The organism is Actinomyces ruminis (assembly GCF_002154335.2).
GTDB classification, from domain to species: domain Bacteria; phylum Actinomycetota; class Actinomycetes; order Actinomycetales; family Actinomycetaceae; genus Actinomyces; species Actinomyces ruminis.
The window spans coordinates 16,110-31,880 of the sequence record NZ_MTPX02000073.1 but is presented as its reverse complement, the minus strand read 5'-3'; the positions used below and the strand labels follow the sequence as shown (position 1 = coordinate 31,880).

The 15,771-nt window shown below is 67.6% G+C and carries 17 protein-coding genes and 1 pseudogene; 15 read left to right on the top strand and 3 right to left on the bottom strand.

Annotated features, from left to right (window positions below):
* The 3 genes and pseudogenes from BW737_RS13430 to BW737_RS13420 all read right to left on the bottom strand — a co-directional run.
* Positions 1-459: pseudogene (locus BW737_RS13430) on the bottom strand (hypothetical protein); the annotation flags it as partial.
* 236 nt (positions 460-695) lie between these two features.
* Positions 696-1,175 (bottom strand): hypothetical protein, encoded by a 480-nt coding sequence (locus BW737_RS13425; protein WP_086615770.1) that lies wholly within the window; start codon positions 1,173-1,175, stop codon positions 696-698.
* Positions 1,176-1,612: 437 nt separating this feature from the next.
* Entirely contained in the window at positions 1,613-1,918 is a 306-nt protein-coding gene (locus tag BW737_RS13420) for a hypothetical protein (RefSeq protein ID WP_086615769.1), read from the bottom strand.
* A gap of 386 nt (positions 1,919-2,304) precedes the next feature.
* Between BW737_RS13420 and BW737_RS13415 the strand changes: the two genes are divergently transcribed.
* The 15 genes from BW737_RS13415 to BW737_RS18860 all read left to right on the top strand — a co-directional run bounded on the left by BW737_RS13415 (position 2,305) and on the right by BW737_RS18860 (position 15,769).
* Complete coding sequence (locus BW737_RS13415) at positions 2,305-2,958, top strand: SAF domain-containing protein (protein WP_257210851.1); 654 nt, start codon at positions 2,305-2,307, stop codon at positions 2,956-2,958.
* Complete coding sequence (locus BW737_RS13410; RefSeq protein WP_086615767.1) at positions 2,958-3,707, top strand: CpaE/TadZ family protein; 750 nt, start codon at positions 2,958-2,960, stop codon at positions 3,705-3,707. The genes BW737_RS13415 and BW737_RS13410 overlap by 1 nt, the downstream gene beginning before the upstream one ends.
* Positions 3,704-5,020, top strand: coding sequence for a TadA family conjugal transfer-associated ATPase (locus tag BW737_RS13405; protein WP_086615766.1), 1,317 nt, complete (start codon positions 3,704-3,706; stop codon positions 5,018-5,020). Before BW737_RS13410 ends, BW737_RS13405 begins: the two co-directional genes overlap by 4 nt.
* A 130-nt stretch (positions 5,021-5,150) precedes the next feature.
* The gene (locus BW737_RS13400) at positions 5,151-5,885 is read left to right on the top strand and encodes a type II secretion system F family protein (protein ID WP_257210850.1); all 735 of its coding nucleotides are present in this window, start codon (positions 5,151-5,153) and stop codon (positions 5,883-5,885) included.
* On the top strand, positions 5,882-6,805 hold the full coding sequence (locus BW737_RS13395; RefSeq protein WP_086615765.1) for a type II secretion system F family protein: 924 nt from the start codon (positions 5,882-5,884) through the stop codon (positions 6,803-6,805). Before BW737_RS13400 ends, BW737_RS13395 begins: the two co-directional genes overlap by 4 nt.
* 70 nt (positions 6,806-6,875) lie before the next feature.
* On the top strand, positions 6,876-7,103 hold the full coding sequence (locus BW737_RS13390; RefSeq protein ID WP_086615764.1) for a hypothetical protein: 228 nt from the start codon (positions 6,876-6,878) through the stop codon (positions 7,101-7,103).
* 2 nt (positions 7,104-7,105) lie between these two features.
* Positions 7,106-7,519, top strand: a complete 414-nt coding sequence (locus BW737_RS13385) for a TadE/TadG family type IV pilus assembly protein (protein WP_086615763.1) — start codon at positions 7,106-7,108, stop codon at positions 7,517-7,519.
* Positions 7,516-7,962: a TadE family protein gene (locus BW737_RS13380; protein ID WP_086615762.1), complete on the top strand. Its 447-nt coding sequence runs from the start codon at positions 7,516-7,518 to the stop codon at positions 7,960-7,962. Before BW737_RS13385 ends, BW737_RS13380 begins: the two co-directional genes overlap by 4 nt.
* Positions 7,959-8,387 (top strand): TadE/TadG family type IV pilus assembly protein, encoded by a 429-nt coding sequence (locus tag BW737_RS13375; protein WP_086615761.1) that lies wholly within the window; start codon positions 7,959-7,961, stop codon positions 8,385-8,387. Before BW737_RS13380 ends, BW737_RS13375 begins: the two co-directional genes overlap by 4 nt.
* The gene (locus BW737_RS13370) at positions 8,384-10,519 is read left to right on the top strand and encodes a LysM peptidoglycan-binding domain-containing protein (RefSeq protein ID WP_257210849.1); all 2,136 of its coding nucleotides are present in this window, start codon (positions 8,384-8,386) and stop codon (positions 10,517-10,519) included. Before BW737_RS13375 ends, BW737_RS13370 begins: the two co-directional genes overlap by 4 nt.
* On the top strand, positions 10,498-10,905 hold the full coding sequence (locus tag BW737_RS18875) for a hypothetical protein (protein ID WP_257210848.1): 408 nt from the start codon (positions 10,498-10,500) through the stop codon (positions 10,903-10,905). The genes BW737_RS13370 and BW737_RS18875 overlap by 22 nt, the downstream gene beginning before the upstream one ends.
* A gap of 2 nt (positions 10,906-10,907) precedes the next feature.
* Positions 10,908-11,105 (top strand): hypothetical protein, encoded by a 198-nt coding sequence (locus BW737_RS18870; protein WP_257210847.1) that lies wholly within the window; start codon positions 10,908-10,910, stop codon positions 11,103-11,105.
* 64 nt (positions 11,106-11,169) lie between these two features.
* Complete coding sequence (locus BW737_RS13365; protein ID WP_143233394.1) at positions 11,170-11,457, top strand: hypothetical protein; 288 nt, start codon at positions 11,170-11,172, stop codon at positions 11,455-11,457.
* Between the two features lie 5 nt (positions 11,458-11,462).
* Positions 11,463-13,613, top strand: coding sequence for an FtsK/SpoIIIE domain-containing protein (locus BW737_RS18865; protein WP_257210846.1), 2,151 nt, complete (start codon positions 11,463-11,465; stop codon positions 13,611-13,613).
* Positions 13,601-15,769 carry an FtsK/SpoIIIE domain-containing protein gene (locus tag BW737_RS18860; protein ID WP_257210845.1) on the top strand — a complete coding sequence of 723 codons (2,169 nt, stop codon included), beginning with the start codon at positions 13,601-13,603 and terminating at the stop codon, positions 15,767-15,769. Before BW737_RS18865 ends, BW737_RS18860 begins: the two co-directional genes overlap by 13 nt.
* Positions 15,770-15,771 lie beyond the last annotated feature (2 nt).

The following is a 15,771-nucleotide window of genomic DNA, read 5'->3' as shown; positions in this document are numbered from 1 at the left end:
GTCACCGGTGGCCCACACCCAGGTATCCATACCCACAAACGTCGCCCCCACACCCCCATACATCGGGTTATAACTGATCGTCGCAGTAGGAATCGTCACCGCATCCCACGCCGCCTGAGCCAGAGTCGCCCCATCGATCGCCGGCTCCGGGGGAGCCTGCCCGGCAGGCACATACACGGGGTCGTGGTCGGCGATGTAGGCGTCTGCGATCTCACGGAAGTCACGCTCATCATCGTCAGCCATGTACCGGGACTCACAGTACGGAATGTACCAGTAGCCCTCCGTGTCGTCGGCGTACGACTCGTAGTCGGGGAAATGAGTCTTGTACTCCTCCACCGAACCAATGTGGTTGAAGCGGATGTACTCCGCCGCCTTCCCCGAATCAATCCACTCCGCCCGATCCGCCCCGGTGCCACTTTGCTCGTACCAGCACACCGGATGCACTGCGGCGGTCACCACCTGCGACGATGTGGCTACCCCACCACTAGAACCAGCCGACCCATCCGAAGCAGCCGACGTGGAGGTCGCTGTGACCGTCATCGTCACCGAACCATCCCCACCCGTAGACACTGAACCAGAAGACGAACCGCCGGTGCTCCATTCGCCTGCAGCCGATGCGGGCGAGGAAACGAAGATCCAAGGGATGAACGTAAGTACCACGACAAGCGAACTGACGATTCGGTGGCCGTATTTCATCATTCCGCCCAGCACTCGTTGGTTGAGAGTGTTTCCTCGCTGGCTGTTTTCCATACGCCTTCCTCATAGGTCATCTGGATGAGTTTGTCGTAGCGTCCCTGAGTTGTTTCCGGTACACTGACGTCATTGCCATTAGCATCGTAGACGGTAAGACCCGACTGATCGTCACAGAGTCGAATCTCGGCCTGCGACGTAGGACCATAGGGAGCGGCCAGGGCGACAGAAGTTACCGCGAGCCGCACGGTTCCATCAATTCTTCCGCCAGCAAGTGCATCGTAACTGCCCTGAATCACTTGGTACTCTTCCTGCGTGGTGAGCGGCTCGGCGTTTTCTACGCCGGTGCCGGTGAACCAGATGTTCCAGGTGACCTGGTCGTAGTTGACGAACGCCTTGAGAACCTCGGTCTGCAGCTCATCCAGGTCTTCAGGGATGGAGGTAACCTCGTAGCGGTCGGTGGACAGCGACTCCGCAGTCACCACACCAGCCGCCTCAGCAGAAGCCGCAGCCGACGCAGACGCCTCGGCAGCGGCCGCTGACTCTGAAGCCTCAGCAGACGCCGCAGCCTCCGGGTCATAAGTAGGGATATCCAGGCTGTTCTCATCCGAGCCCGACGAGCACGCCGCCAGGGGTGTGCTTGCCAGCAGTAGGGCCAGCAGGCCTGCCGGCAGGCGGCGTCGGCGGGGGCGAGGGGTGGATGATGGTGGCTGTATGTCAGCCCGGCCGATACTGATGGGGTGGCTTGACGTCATTGAAAGCCTCTGCAGTGTGAGAGTTGGGTCGCAGGTTGTGTGTGGTGTGGACTTCGGAGGACGTGTGCGTTTTGGAAGGATGGTCTTAATGGGCGGGGGCGGTCGACGTGCCGGATCGTGCAACCCGGACGCCAACCGCCCCCACGTCTGTCGCTTGCGAGACGACTTTAGGCGTCGTACGAAGCGACGTCAGCGAGATCTGCGGCGTCAGTCACGCCGTTGGCCGCAGCGATGTTGTTGTGGTTGCGCGCCACGTCCGTCGCAGCGTCCGCAAGGACAGCCTCGAAGGCGGTGAGCTTGGGCTTGAACTCGTCCCAGGCGGCGCGGAAGGACTGCGCGTTGGGGCTCTCCCAGTTGGCGTTCTGCAGTGCCGTGTCCGTGTCCGAGTGGATCGAGTGGGCGGAGTCCACATCGGCCTTGAGGGTGTTGTAGAGAGTTTCGAGGGTGTCGAGATCTGCGGTGGTAGTTGCCACTAGTAACTCCTAAGGTTCGGGTGCGGATGCATCTCTGTCACATGATTTGATAGAGATGGGTACGTGATGAAGCTCGCGTACCGAGCAGCTGTTAGGTTTCCATGCCGAGGGTGTCGGTGCAAGTGGTTTGGGCAGAACTACCCATGTGAGGCGTCGGTTGCCTATCGGCGTCACTTCGAGGATGTGGCTAGATTCTGCGGATCTGCATCCTCAACTTGCTGGAAGTGTTGTCATTGCCTCAAACGTGCTCACAAAGTTGTCGTGGTGTGACGGGGGGACTCGAGGTAACGTACGGCTGTCTCATCCTTCTCCCAAGCGAGGTTTCCAACATGTCTCAGCCCCAGGACGGGCGTGTTCTCCGGCGTCGTGACCGCGATGCTCGCGGTGTGTCGTCCACCCGCGCTCGGCGTGAGCGGGCGGCGTCACGGCTGCCCTCTGCGCCCCGGGAACGGCGGCCGCTGCTGGCTGCGCTTGCAGTGCTGCTGATTGTTGGCGGGGCCCTGCTTGCCGGGCTGCTGGCGACCCGCGCGGATCATCGGGTCGAGGTGCTTGTCGCCGCCCGCACGGTCCAGGCGGGACAGGTCATCACCGAGGATGACCTGATATCCACGCCGGTCTCCTCCACGCTCGACACACTCATTTTGGCGAATCAGGCCGAGCAGTTGGTCGGGCGTACGGCCCGCGTAGAGATCGCCAAGGGGCAGTTGTTCGATACGTCCCAGCTGCTGAACTCGTCGTTGCCCGGAACCGGTACGCAGGTGGTTGGCGTCTCGCTCGAGAGCGGTAGATTCCCCGCCGGCGGACTTACCGCGGGCGACGTGGTGGACGTTGTCGATGTCGGCGGCGGATCTATCACTGTGGGCAGTGCGCAGGTGCTGACCGCGGTTTCTTCCTCCGGATCGGACAACGACTGGACTTCCGGATGCGTGCTGTCCCTGATTGTCGACAGCGCCGATGCCCCCGCGCTTGCCGCCGCCGGTGCAAGCGGGAATATTGCCGTAGTCCTGACCGCCTCCAACCAGCCGATCGGGGAGGGCTGATGCTGCTGTCCATCGCCTCCGCCAAGGGCTCGCCCGGCGCCACTACCGCCGCGCACGTGTTGGCCGCCATCTGGCCGCGTGACGTGCGGCTGGCCGAATTGGACCCGGCCGGCTCGGATCTTATGTACCGGCTGCGCGCCCAGTCCGGCCAGCCCGTCGATTCTTCGCGGGGGCTCGTGTCACTGGCTGCGGCGGTTCGGAGGGAGTCGGCGACCTCCCTGGAGGACCACCTTACGGTCGTCGACGGCGGACTGGAGGTACTCATCGGGCTGGCCCGTCCCGACCAGGCGGCAGCAATCGGCTCCGGCTGGTCGGCCGTCGCCCAGAGTCTGCGTGGCACAGTCGACGTTATCGCCGACGTCGGGCGACTCACACCAGGCGCCCCCAGCCTAGCGGTGGCGCTCGCCTCTGATCGCCTGCTGCTGGTCGCTCGCCCCGGCGTGGACCACTATGGGCACCTCCGGGAGCGCCTGCGGTGGATCCTCGAGGAGACGGCGCACCGTGCCGAGCGGCCCGAACTCGGCGTGCTGCTGGTCGTTCCCTGGAAGGAGCGCCATGAGGCCGACGCCCTGAGCCGCCTGCTGCACTCCGGCGGTCTGGACGTTCCCGTAGTGGGGGTACTCGCCCACGACGACGACGCGGCTGATTCTCTGGCGGGACGCCGTCCCCGGCCGTTAGGCCGCACGCTGCTGGTGCGCTCCGCCCGGAATCTGGCCGCCGGGCTGACAGGAGTGGGGGGACAACGATGAGCGTGGACCAGAACATTGTGCGCACCATGCGTGAGGAGGTTGCTGATCTGCTAGCCAAGCAGCGGCACGACGACGCGACCTCCGGCATCCCGCCCATGACCCCTGAGGACGAGCGTCAGTTCGCCCGAGCTCTGATCGGCCGTGTGCTCGAACAGTACGCGCGCACCGAGATCGCCGCCGGACGCAGTCCTCTGGATGCCCAGGCGGAGGAAGAAGTGTCCCAGGGCATTCACGCCGCCCTGTTCGGTGTCGGGCGACTCCAGCCCCTCCTGGAGGACCCCGACGTGGAGAACGTAGACATCAACGGCTATGACAACGTCTTCATCCAGTACGCCGATGGACGCGAGGAGCGCGGGGCGCCGGTGGCCGACTCCGACGACGAGCTCGTCGAACTGGTCCAGGTACTCGGCTCCTATTCCGGGCTCGCCTCTCGCCCCTTCGACTCGGCCAACCCGCAGCTCGATCTGCGGCTGCCGGACGGCTCCCGCCTCTCGGCCGTCATGGACGTGTGTTCCCGTCCCGCCGTCTCGGTGCGCCGTGCCCGGCTGGACAAGGTGGGGCTGGATGAGCTGGTTGGCCTGGGCACCCTCAGCCCCCGGCTGGCCGCCTTCTGCTCGGCCGCGGTGCGCGCCCGCAAGAACATCATGATTGCCGGCGCCACTAACGCCGGCAAGACCACCTTCCTGCGCGCGCTCGCCAATGAGATCCCACCATCAGAACGACTCATTACGGTCGAGCGCGCGCTCGAGCTCGGGCTGGGGGAGTTCGCTGACCTGCACCCCAACGTGGTCGCCTTCGAGGAGCGTCTGCCCAACTCCGAGGGCGCCGGCGCCATTACGATGGCCGATCTGGTGCGTCGCTCCCTGCGCATGAACCCCTCGCGCGTGATCGTCGGCGAGGTGCTGGGAGACGAGATCGTCACCATGCTCAACGCCATGAGCCAGGGCAACGACGGTTCACTATCCACCATCCACGCCAACTCTTCGGCGGAGGTGTTCAATCGCATCGCCACTTACGCCATCCAGTCCGCCGAGCACTTGCCGCAGGACGCCACCAACCTGCTGATCGCGGGCGCGGTCGACTTCGTCATCTTCCTCACCCGCGAGAACCGGTTCAGCGAGGGCGGTTCCATGCGCCGTTACGTGGCCTCCGTGCGCGAGGTCAATGGCGTCGACGGACGGGTGCTGTCCAGCGAGATCTTCGCCGACGACGGCTCCGGTCACGCTCAGCCGGCGGCGCCCATCGAATGCATCGCTGATCTGATTGAAGCCGGTTACGACCCGGCGGCCGCCTACAGCCAGGGGGCACGGTGATTAGTTCGACCGTGATGCCCGCTCTGTTGGCCGGCGCCTGATCGGCGCCGGGGCGTTCCTGCTGATCGCCTTCGCCCTGGGTGTTGACCTGCTACCTGCCCGCATTCCGGGAGCTGGCGGCGCACGGCAGTTGCTCGCCAGCCGGCCACTGCGTCGGCTGATCCTGGCGGGCGGCGTCGCCCTCGCCTTGCTGGTGCTGACTCGCTGGATCGTGCTGGCGGCGGCCAGCGGCGTGTTGGTGATGGTGTGGCCGCTGCTGTTCGGCGGTGCCCGTCAGGAGCGGGAGGCGGCCGCCAAAATCGAGGCGCTGGCGACCTGGGCGGAGTCGTTGCGTGACACGATCGCGGGCGCCGTCGGCCTGGAGCAGGCCATCCCGGCGACCGTCTATGCCGCCGCACCGGTCATCCGTGAGGATCTGGCCTTGCTGGCCGACCGGATGCGTGTCCGCGTCTCCCTGGCCACCGCACTGCGCCAATTCGCCGATGATCTGAACGACCCGACGGCGGACCTGATCGTATCGGCGCTGATCATGAACTCCCGGCTGCGCGGCCCCGGGTTGCGCCAACTGCTCGGCTCGTTGGCCGACACCGCCCGCGCCGAACTGGACATGCGTCAGCGCGTCTCCGCCTCCCGTGCCGGGACCCGGCGCTCCGCCCAGATCGTCGTCGTGTTCTCCGTTGTCGTCATGTTGGGGCTTGCATTGTTCAACCGCAGCTTCGTGGAGCCCTACGCCAGCGTGCAGGGCCAGCTGGTCCTGCTGGTGGTGGTCGGGTTGTTTGCCGTGGGCCTGATGTGGATGCGGCGCCTTGCCGGCGTGGTGCTCCCACGCCGTTTCCTGACCGTCACGAACGGGGAGGCCGCATGAGCATCTGGATCCTGGTCGGTGGCGCCGTCAGTGGTGCCGGGGTGCTCCTGCTGGCGCTGCTCATCGCTCCGCCACGGGTACAGCCCGCCCCCGCACTAGCTGAGTTGGACACGCTGCAGGATGAGAGCAGGCTGCGTCGTGACGCTCGACGTCTCAATCCCACTGAACACGCCCTACCCGACTGGCTCGACGTGGTTGGCTTCCGTGCGGCCGCGATACTGCGGCGCACCGGAATCGACCTGGGCTCCTTGAACGCCAACCTTGCCGTTATGGGCAGGTCCCTGGAACGGCACCTGGTGACGTCGCTGATGTACGGGCTGGTCGCGTTCACGGCACCGCTGGTCCTGGTGGGGACGGCAACCGCGCTCGGGACGATCACCTCCTGGGAGACCCCGGTCCTGGCGTGCCTCGTGCTCGGCCTGCTGGCCCTGCTCCTGCCCACTGCCCGGTTGCGTGGACAAGCCGACGAGGCGCGCCGCGACTTCCGGCACGTGGTGGGCTCCTACCTGGACTTGGTGTCGATGTCGTTGGCCGCCGGTCGGGGCGTGCCCGAGGCCCTCGACGCAGCCTCGACCCTGTCCGACGACCCGGCCATGGTTCGCATCCGCGACGCCCTGGCCGCGGCTCGCCTGCGCGGTGAGACCCCCTGGGCTGCCATGGGAAACCTCGGGGACCAACTGCGGATCGACGAGCTGTGTGACCTGGCGGCCGCGCTCGCGCTCGTTGCCGAGGACGGTGCCAAGATCCGCGAGTCTCTGGCCGCACGTGCCACCAGCATGCGGCGGCGCGAGCTGGCCGACGCCGAGGGCAAGGCGGGGGAGAGTTCGGAATCCATGCTGGTGGCCCAGCTCATCATCGCCATGGGCTTCATCGTGTTCCTCGTCTACCCGGCCCTCGCCGGGATCATTGGCGGCACGTGATGCTTCTGGCATGACCCGATCCCTCAAGAAGAACACAACCAGAAGAACAACCCTGTAGAAAGGAACGAACATGCTCCACCTTATGTGCGCGCTTCAAATCATCGTCGGTGACTTTGCCGACACGGTCCAAGGCCGTCTTGGCTCCCATGATGGTGAGAAGGGAGCCTCCACGGTCGAATGGGTGATTATCACTGGATTCCTCATCGTCCTGGCCGCCTTGGTCGGACGCGTTATTTACGGGCTGGTCCAGGATGCTTCCTCCAACCTGGAGGTGCCCAGCCTGGGTGGTGGCGACTGATCGTGGTGTTGGCACGGCTGCGCAGACGACTGCGGGCGGAGACCGGGGCTTCCTCGGTGGAGCTCCTGGTCTTCTTCCCGCTGCTCATGCTTATTATCCTCGTCACCGTGCAGGTCGCGTTGTCCTGGTACGGCCATGAGGTGGCCATCTCCACGGCCCGGGAAACGGCCAGGATAGTGCGTGAGGGTGGTACTACGCCGGCGGAACTCGCTCAGGCGGAGGTCGACGGCGTCCGCTATGCCATGCGAGTGGGCAGCGGCCGTGCACTGACCGATGTTGACGTTCACATCGACATAAATGGCGACGAGGCTCGGGTCACCGTGACCGGTGCCTCCATGGATATTGTCGCCGGGCTCGCCCCCGGCGTTGAGGCCTCCGTTACTGCACCGATCGAGACCTTTAAGGAGGACGCATGAGGATCGCCGTGCGCACCTGTTGCAGACGTGTGCGCCGTCGCAGCCGGTGGCGTGGAGAACGCGGCACCATGTCAGTGGAAATGGTCCTCATCGCACCCGCCCTGCTCATGGTGGTCATGCTCGTTGTCGCCGCGGGGCGCTGGGTCTCCGCCGAGGGCATGACCCAGGCTGCTGCCCGTGATGCCGCGCGCGCCGCCTCTATGGAGCGTTCCGCCGGCACGGCGGCAGCTGCTGCCGCCTCCAGCCTGGCGGTGGCCGATACCGCCGACGCCGAGTGCAGCTCCTACACGGACGTGTCCGGCTTCTCCCGCGGCGGCTCCGTGGAGGTGACTGTCAGCTGCCAGGTGCGGCTGGCCGACCTCGGCCTGGTGTTCCTGCCCGGAACCACCACCGTCACCTCCAGTTCCATCTCCCCGGTAGACACTTGGCGGGGCACCCGATGAACGCCTGTGGCAAGGAACGTGGTTCCACCTCGGTATTCGCTGTAATTGTCGTAGCGGTGCTCATGGCCCTGGCGGGACTATGCATCGACGGCGGCAGGGTGCTCAATGCTCGCGCCACCCTGGCCGACACCGCAGAACAGGCCGCCCGTGCCGGCGCCCAACGGGTTTCCGCCGGGTCACTGCGCGGTGCTGGCGGAATCGGCCTCGATTCGGCGGGGGCCCGTGCAGCCGCATCCAGCTACCTGAACGCCACCGGCATCGGTGCGGACCGCTTCACTGTCACCGCGACCGGGCAGGACGTGGTGGTCACGCTGGAGGAGGACGTTCCCACCACCATGCTCCGCTTCGTGGGCGTGAGCACCGTGCACGTGAGTGTCACCGGTGACGCCCACGCCGCAGCCGGCATCACCCAGGAGGAAATGTGACACCTACGCTTCAGCGCACGGCGCCGGGACCTGCTCGCTTCCGCGCGCCAACCCCGGAGCAGCGCGAACCGTTATGGCGCTCGATCCTGTCTGCGTCAGTGCTGGGGGCCGTGATCATCGGCCTGCCCTGCCTGCTGCTGTCGCAAGCGGGACTGCCACCGTTGCCGCGACACCTGGACGCCTCACTGCTGACCCGCGCGGTCACCGGCGAGACCGTGCTCGGCGTACTGACCTGGGTGGTATGGCTTGCCTGGTTGCAATTCACGGCATGCACCGTCGTCGAAGCGGTTTCGGCGCTGCGCGGCCGCGGCCTGCCAGCTCATGTACCGCTGGCAGGTGGCACACAGGCACTTGTACGGCGGCTGGTGACTTCCGCACTGGTGCTGGGCGCCGTCGCCGCTCCCGCCGCGGCGGCGCCGGTCACCGTCCCCGAGCCCGCACCGGTCGCTGCCATGCAGACACAGGTCTCCGCCGACACGGCACCGGCGCCGCTCAGCCAGGACGTGCCCCCCGCTACCGGCAGCGCTGGCGCGAGCGCCCAGGTGGACTACCAGGAGGAACAGGCCCGGACGGTGCGATACATGCTCGGTGATACCGAGCTCCCGGCCGACATCGGGGCCGAGCTCGTCGGCCAGCGCGTCTACGTGGTTCAGCCTCCCGCGGGCCGCTACCACGACAATATGTGGGACATCGCCGAGCGCACCCTGGGCGATGGCCGTGCGTACCAGCAGATTTACGACCTAAACGTTGGTCGCGTGCAGCCCGACGGCCGCTCGCTCGAACTCGCCCGGCTCATTCAACCCGGCTGGTACCTGATCGTGCCCGAATCCGCGCAGGACGTGGATCGCGTCGTCGCCGTGCCCGTCGAAGAGACCACGCAGGCGGATACCACTGCACCCGGTGGTACTGCTAGCAGTGACACCGGGGTGGGCGCAAGCGACACGGCGGCGGCCGCTGACCACGTGGGCGCCGCGGTGCCGGACGTGCCACCGGCCCAGCTGCCCGCCATCGGCGCCCTCATGGCCGCCACCTTCACCGCTATCCTTGCCGACCGGCGGCGCCGCGCCATACTGGCGGCTCCGGGAGAGGAAGCGCTCGAATTCGAACGCCTCATGCGGGTGGGAGCCGACCCGATACGCTCCGACCGATTGAATCGTATCTTGCATGGCCTTGGCGCCTTGCCTGGGCACCCCGAGCCCTACGCCGTCGTCGTGGATGACGCGTCCTGCCGGCTACTCCTGTCACGTCCGCTCCCACAACCGCCCCACCCGTGGACCAGCGACGACGACGGCGCCACCTGGAGCCTTCCCGTCGGAAACGAGCCGGCGGTGCCCGTGGGCGGCGTGGACGGCGGCACAACCCTGCCTGGGCTGGTGACCATCGGCCGCGATGAGAACGGGGCAGACATTCTCATCAACCTGGGGGCAGTAGATGGCGATGTGGTGGTTGGGGGAGAACCCACCATGGCTGCTGAACTCATTACTGCCCTCGCCCTCGAGCTCGGCACCAATCCGTGGTCGCAGGGTGCACCCGCATACACCCTGGGACTGCCCGCCGTCCTGCAACGCATCGTCGGCGATCGCTTGCATGCCGTGGCCAGCCTCGACGACATCTCGCAGGTTCGGGCCATGGAGCCCGATAGCATCCTCACCGGCCAGCGGCACACCCAGCAGACCTTCGTCCTGACCTCCGGTCAGGAAGCCACGGAACCGGGACAACGCGGCCTCTCCCTTGTCAGGACCGGACCCTCCCGGGGCGCGCGCTGGCGCATTGAGATCGATGCCTCCGGTATGGCGCGGATCGATCCTCTGGGCGTAGCCGTGACCGCCACCCGGGCAACCGGTGAGGAACTCGATGCGCTTGCCGGCCTATTGGGGCCCGCGGCTCCCGCGCCTCCCGGCGATGACTCCCGTCCGCCTGTGCCGGATCCGCCGCAGCTCCACTGTCCACGGTGGCGTTGCGCTCGGCCGTCATCAGGATCCTGGTACTGGGGCCTGCCAGCGTCGATGCCCCGGGGACGGTCGACCCGGACCGCCGCGATCGGCTCACCGAGGCAGCGATCTGCCTCGCCCTGCACCCGCGGGGCATCCGCCCGGAGGCCCTCGGCGCCATGCTCTGGCCTCTCGGCGTGACCGGCGACGTGGTGGCCGCCACGGTGCGGCGCCTACGCGACTGGCTTGGCACCGACTCCCAGGGCATCCCACATGTGCGCCAGGACAGCGAGGGGCGGCTGGTGCTCGGCCCCGACGTCGTCTGTGACTGGGACGTGCTGCGCTCCTTGCTGTCCGCCTCTCGACACAGCGATACCCGCCGCGAGGCAGAGCTGCTGCTCGAGGCGCTGCGACTGGTACGCGGTCCGGTAGCGCTCAGCTCCCGTCCGGCGGCTACGCCTGGCTGGCCCGCGTGCGCACCGCCCGCCAGGCTGACGCACTCATCACCGATGCCGCCCATCGGGCCGCCCAAATACTGCATGACACCGACCCAGACGGGGCGGCGCTCGCTGTGGACACCGGTTTGAAGGTGGTTGATCTGGACCAGCGGCTGTGGCGCGATCGTCTGCGGCTGGCAGCCGACCGCGGCCGAGGCGAGCTGATTGCTGGCATTGACGCCCTGCTGGACCTTGCCGGCGTCGAAGACGTCTCGCATGTGGACCCGGCTACCGCGGCTCTGGTCGAGGAACTGGCCCCCGGGACTTCGATTCGTCGAATCACCGCCTGAGACCGTCTGGAAGCGCATGCGCGTACTACTCAGCGTTCAGTCACCTGCCATCGATGCACCGCAAGTGCATGACTTCATCGTTACTGCGCAGCCAGACTCCACCGTGGGCGAACTCGCCGACGCGCTTGACCGCGCGCTGGCCGAACCGCGCCGACGCGCATTTCCCGAACAGCCGCTCAAGCTCGTCGTCGACCGACAGGATGAGGCGTCCGATAACCGTACAGTCCCCTCGCTATGGACTGGCTCCACCCGCCTGGATCCGCGGGCGAGGCTGGGGGAGGGGGCGGTGCACGACGGCATGGCGCTGGGACTGGGAGAACCCGTCGCGGACGAGGACGAGCCTGAGGCATAGTTGAGGTGCGCGTAATTGCCGGCGTGGGCGCGGGAGCGGTGCGCCGTCTCGGACTGGGGCGCTACACGATCGGCGGCGCCGGAGCCGACATCTGCCTGGAGGAGCAGGAGGCCGGCGTCTTGATCGACATGGTCGTGTTCTCCGGCGGGCGGGTGGTGCTGAGCCCGCGCGACGCCGCCGCGGAGCGGCTCATGGACCCCGCCCCTGCACGGAAGCACGCGCTGCCGGGGCCACTCGTTCTCGGTCTGAAACAGGAGCCGGAGCCGGGGAAGAGACGCCGGCGCCGGCGCCGCAAGGCCCGCAAGAAGGACGACGTGGCCCCGGTACAGACTCTGGAGGAGCAGGAACCGGACGCCCCCCGCAGGTTCCTGGAGCTGGATCGGCGCCCGCTGGGGCCCGACACCATCTGGAAGGACGGCGCAGTGCTGGCCGTCGGACGCACCCAGTTGACCATAGGCCCGGTGCCGGCCGCGGACGCCGTGGCTACCCCCACGCCGGACGCACCCACCATCGACTTCAACCGTCCGCCGCGGCTGGCACGTCCAACCCGCGAGCGGGTGTTCACCCTGCCGCGCGAACCGCAGCAGCCCCGCAAACAGCCCTTCCCACTCGCCCTGCTTATCTCGCCGTTGATCATGGGCGGTGGCATGTACCTGATCACTCATAGAACGGCGACGCTGCTGTTCGTAGTGCTGTCACCGCTCCTGATGCTGGCCAACCGCATGCAGGGCCGTTCCACTCGCAAACGCATCTACCGTGAGGACCTGGGCCGCTACCGTCGGCAGAAGGCCGACACCGAGGCCGCCGCCCACCGGGCCCTGCTGGACGAACGCGGATTGCGGCGCGGGGACTGCCCAGACCCGGCCGAGATCCTGCTGCGGGCCACCGGCCCGCGTTCGGGGCTGTGGGAGCGTCGTCCCGGTGATCCCGACTGGCTGGACTTGCGTGTAGGTACCGCGGACGTGCCCAGCGAGGTGGTAGTACAGGATCCCACGCGCGCCTCGTATGAGGAGCCGCTGCGCTGGACTGTCCCCGACGTCCCGGTCACGGTCGGGCTCGGCAGGCTCGGCGTCGTCGGCGTCGCCGGGCAGGAACGCCACCGGGCGGCCACATGGCTGCTGGCCCAGGCCGCCGCGCTGCACTCCCCAGCGGAGTTGGGCCTGGTCATACTTGCCGACCCGGAGCAGGCGGATGCATCCGGGTCGGAGTGGGAATGGGCGCGTTGGCTACCGCACCTGCGCAACCCTGAGGGCTCCGGCCCACGGGCCCGCGTCGGACTGGATGAAGAGACCGTGGCGCGGCGCGTTAATGAACTGCTCGAGATGATCGATTCTGGTCAGGCGAAAGACGGTAAACAGGCAACGGGAAGTGTGCTCGTCGTGCTGGACGGGGCCCGGGCGCTGCGCCTGCTCCCCGGCATGGTGCGTGTCCTGCGTGAAGGTCCGCAGCAGGGCATCCGTTTGCTGTGCCTGGACGTGGATCGAACGGCACTGCCGGAGGAGTGCCGTGCAGTGGTCAACACTGGACCGGGCCCGGCAGTGGTATCCGAGACCGGATGCGACGAGGTCGAGCAGGTCGTGCTTGACCTGGTTCCCGTCGGCTGGTGCGAGCGGGTGGCCCGTGCTCTGGCACCGATCCGGGACGTATCCGCCGCGGGAGCCGAGGGCTCGATTCCGACCAGCTCCAGGTTTCTGGATGCCGTCGGCATGCCCGAGCCATCCGCCCAAGTCGTACTGCAGACTTGGCAGCGGGTGGGACGCACCACCCGGGCCGTCATTGGTGAGGATGCGGAAGGGCTGTTCGCAGTGGATATCCGCGCTGATGGGCCGCACGCGCTGGTTGCCGGCACCACCGGTTCGGGTAAGTCTGAGCTGCTGCAGACGCTCATCGCCTCCTTGTGCGTGGGCAACTCGCCCGATGACATGACCTTCGTCCTCGTCGATTACAAGGGCGGCGCCGCCTTCAAGGATTGCTCTCGCCTGCCCCACACCGTGGGTATGGTCACCGACCTCGATGGGCATCTCACGGCCCGGGCGCTGGAATCCCTGGGGGCCGAGCTGCGCCGACGCGAGCTGCAACTCGCCCGCGCCGACGCCAAGGACATTGAGGACTACGTGGCAGCGATGGAACCCGGAGATGAGCCATGCCACGGCTGATGATCATCATCGACGAGTTCGCCGCCCTGGTAGCTGAACTACCGGACTTCGTCACCGGGCTGGTTGACATCGCCCGCCGCGGGCGCTCCCTCGGCGTGCACCTGGTACTGGCCACGCAGCGTCCGGCCGGCGTGGTCTCTGCTGAAATCAAATCCAACACCAACCTGCGCATTGCCCTGCGTGTAACCGACGAGGCGGACTCCGACGACGTCATCGAATCGGCGGCCTCCGCCCAGATCCCGCCGTCCATACCCGGCCGTGCCTACGCCCGGCTGGGGCACGCTAGCTTGCGGCAGTTCCAGGCCGCACGGGTCGGCGGGCGTCCTCGGGGCGCTCTGCCGCAGGCGCCGCTGCGCGCCAGCCGTCTGTCCCTGGTGGAGATGTCGCGTCCCGAGCCGGCTCCGCCTCAGTTGGAGGAGGACATCTCCGTCCCCACCGATCTTGCCACCCTCGTGAACGCGATGAATCAGGCCCATGCAGAGACTGGGCGACCTGCTCCGCACAGGCCGTGGCTGGATCCGCTGCCGGAGAACGTGACGCTGGACGGGCTGGAGGAGTGGCGGAACACTGCCCAGTCGGAGACGGACGCAGCGGAGGCTACTGTCCCACAGGCCGATGCCGAACCCCTGGAACAGGGTCTGCTGCCTCCGCTGATCCTCGGGATGGAGGACGTCCCCTCCGAGCAGGCTCAGCGTCTGATGACCTGGGACTACACCCGTGCCGGGCATCTGGGCGTGGCGGGGGCGGCGCGCTCTGGGCGCTCGACCCTGCTGCGCGCACTGGCCGTGGCTGCCGCCCGCACCGCCTCCCCGGAGGACATCCACATCTACGGCATCGACGCCGGCAGTGGCGGGCTGCTGCCCTTGGTGTCCCTGCCACACACGGGGGCCGTGGTCACCCGTGACCAGCCGGACCGGATGCGCCGACTCACTGACCTGCTCAGCGCAGAGGTCACTCGTCGTCAGCAGGCGCTCGCCGTCGGCGGCTTCGCTTCGGTCGCTGAGCAGCGGAGTGCGGTCCCGCCCTCGGAGCGCATGCCCTACCTGCTGCTGCTCCTGGACCGCTGGGACGGCTTCAAGGCCAGCTTCGAACAGGTTGACAACGGACTGCTCCTGGACCGGATGGAGACGCTGCTGCGCGAAGGGCCCGCCGTCGGGCTGCGCGTGGTCATCGCCGGAGACCGCGGCACCTTCCGCGGTCGCATGGGCATGATGCTGGAGGACCGGATTGTGCTGCGCATGCCCGCGCCGGAGGACTTCGAACTCGTCGGCATGCGTTCCCGGGACGTGCCCGAGTCCATGCCGCCCGGCCGCGCTTTCCGCAGCGGCGTCAGCCCCCGGGAGGTGCAGCTCGTACTGCTCGACGCCGACCCCGCCGGCACCGCCCAGGTGGCCGCGGTGCACCGGGAGGGCGAAGCATCCAGACAGCGCTGGGGAGAGATCCCTGCGGCACGCCGCCCCGCGCGCGTGGACGAGCTGCCGCTGGCTATTACGACCGCCGAAGCGTTGGCGCTCGGACCGCAGTTGCGGGAGGGCGAGCTCGCGCTCGGAGTGGGAGGCGACACGCTGTCCGTCCTTCCGTTGCGCATGGATGAGATCGGCAACGGTGTGCTGGTGACGGGGCCGCGGCGCTCGGGCAAGTCCACGGCTCTGTGCTTCGGGCTGCAGACCGCGCTGGACGGCGGCGCCCCCGTGATCCTCGTACTCGCCCGCCGCTCGCCGTTGAGCGCATACCGGGAGCGCCCCGGTGTCATGGCCGTGCTTGACTCTGCGGCCAAGGCGGATGACTTGCGGGAGCTGCTGCAGGCCCACGGCACACGGACTCTCGTCGTGGTGGACGACTACGACGTGCTGGGTAACGACCACGCGCTCGTGCCGGTTCTCGAGGAGCACGTCAAGGCTTGCCGCGACCAAAGCGGCGGCGTACTGGTGGCCAGTGGTGTGGACGAGTTGACGGGGATGTACCGAGGGCTAATGACCCTGATCAAGCGGAATCGGACCGGACTCATCCTGGCTCCGCGGTCCTCCCAGGACGGCGAAGCCCTGTCCGCTCGGCTGCCCCGCTCGGTGGGACAGCCGGTTCCCCTGGGGCGTGGCATCCTGGTCAGGTCGGGCGCCTGGTCCTGGGTGCAGGTGCCCCGCGGCAACGCCGCCTAGGC

Excerpts from the sequence above, each read along its gene's own strand:
- BW737_RS13395 (WP_086615765.1), top strand. The coding sequence starts at position 5,882 with ATGAGCATCTGGATCCTGGTCGGTGGCGCCGTCAGTGGTGCCGGGGTG.
- BW737_RS13390 (WP_086615764.1), top strand. The coding sequence starts at position 6,876 with ATGCTCCACCTTATGTGCGCGCTTCAAATCATCGTCGGTGACTTTGCC.
- BW737_RS13405 (WP_086615766.1), top strand. The coding sequence starts at position 3,704 with ATGAGCGTGGACCAGAACATTGTGCGCACCATGCGTGAGGAGGTTGCT.
- BW737_RS18860 (WP_257210845.1), top strand. The coding sequence starts at position 13,601 with ATGCCACGGCTGATGATCATCATCGACGAGTTCGCCGCCCTGGTAGCT.
- BW737_RS18875 (WP_257210848.1), top strand. The coding sequence starts at position 10,498 with ATGCTCTGGCCTCTCGGCGTGACCGGCGACGTGGTGGCCGCCACGGTG.
- BW737_RS13410 (WP_086615767.1), top strand. The coding sequence starts at position 2,958 with ATGCTGCTGTCCATCGCCTCCGCCAAGGGCTCGCCCGGCGCCACTACC.
- BW737_RS13375 (WP_086615761.1), top strand. The coding sequence starts at position 7,959 with ATGAACGCCTGTGGCAAGGAACGTGGTTCCACCTCGGTATTCGCTGTA.
- BW737_RS13380 (WP_086615762.1), top strand. The coding sequence starts at position 7,516 with ATGAGGATCGCCGTGCGCACCTGTTGCAGACGTGTGCGCCGTCGCAGC.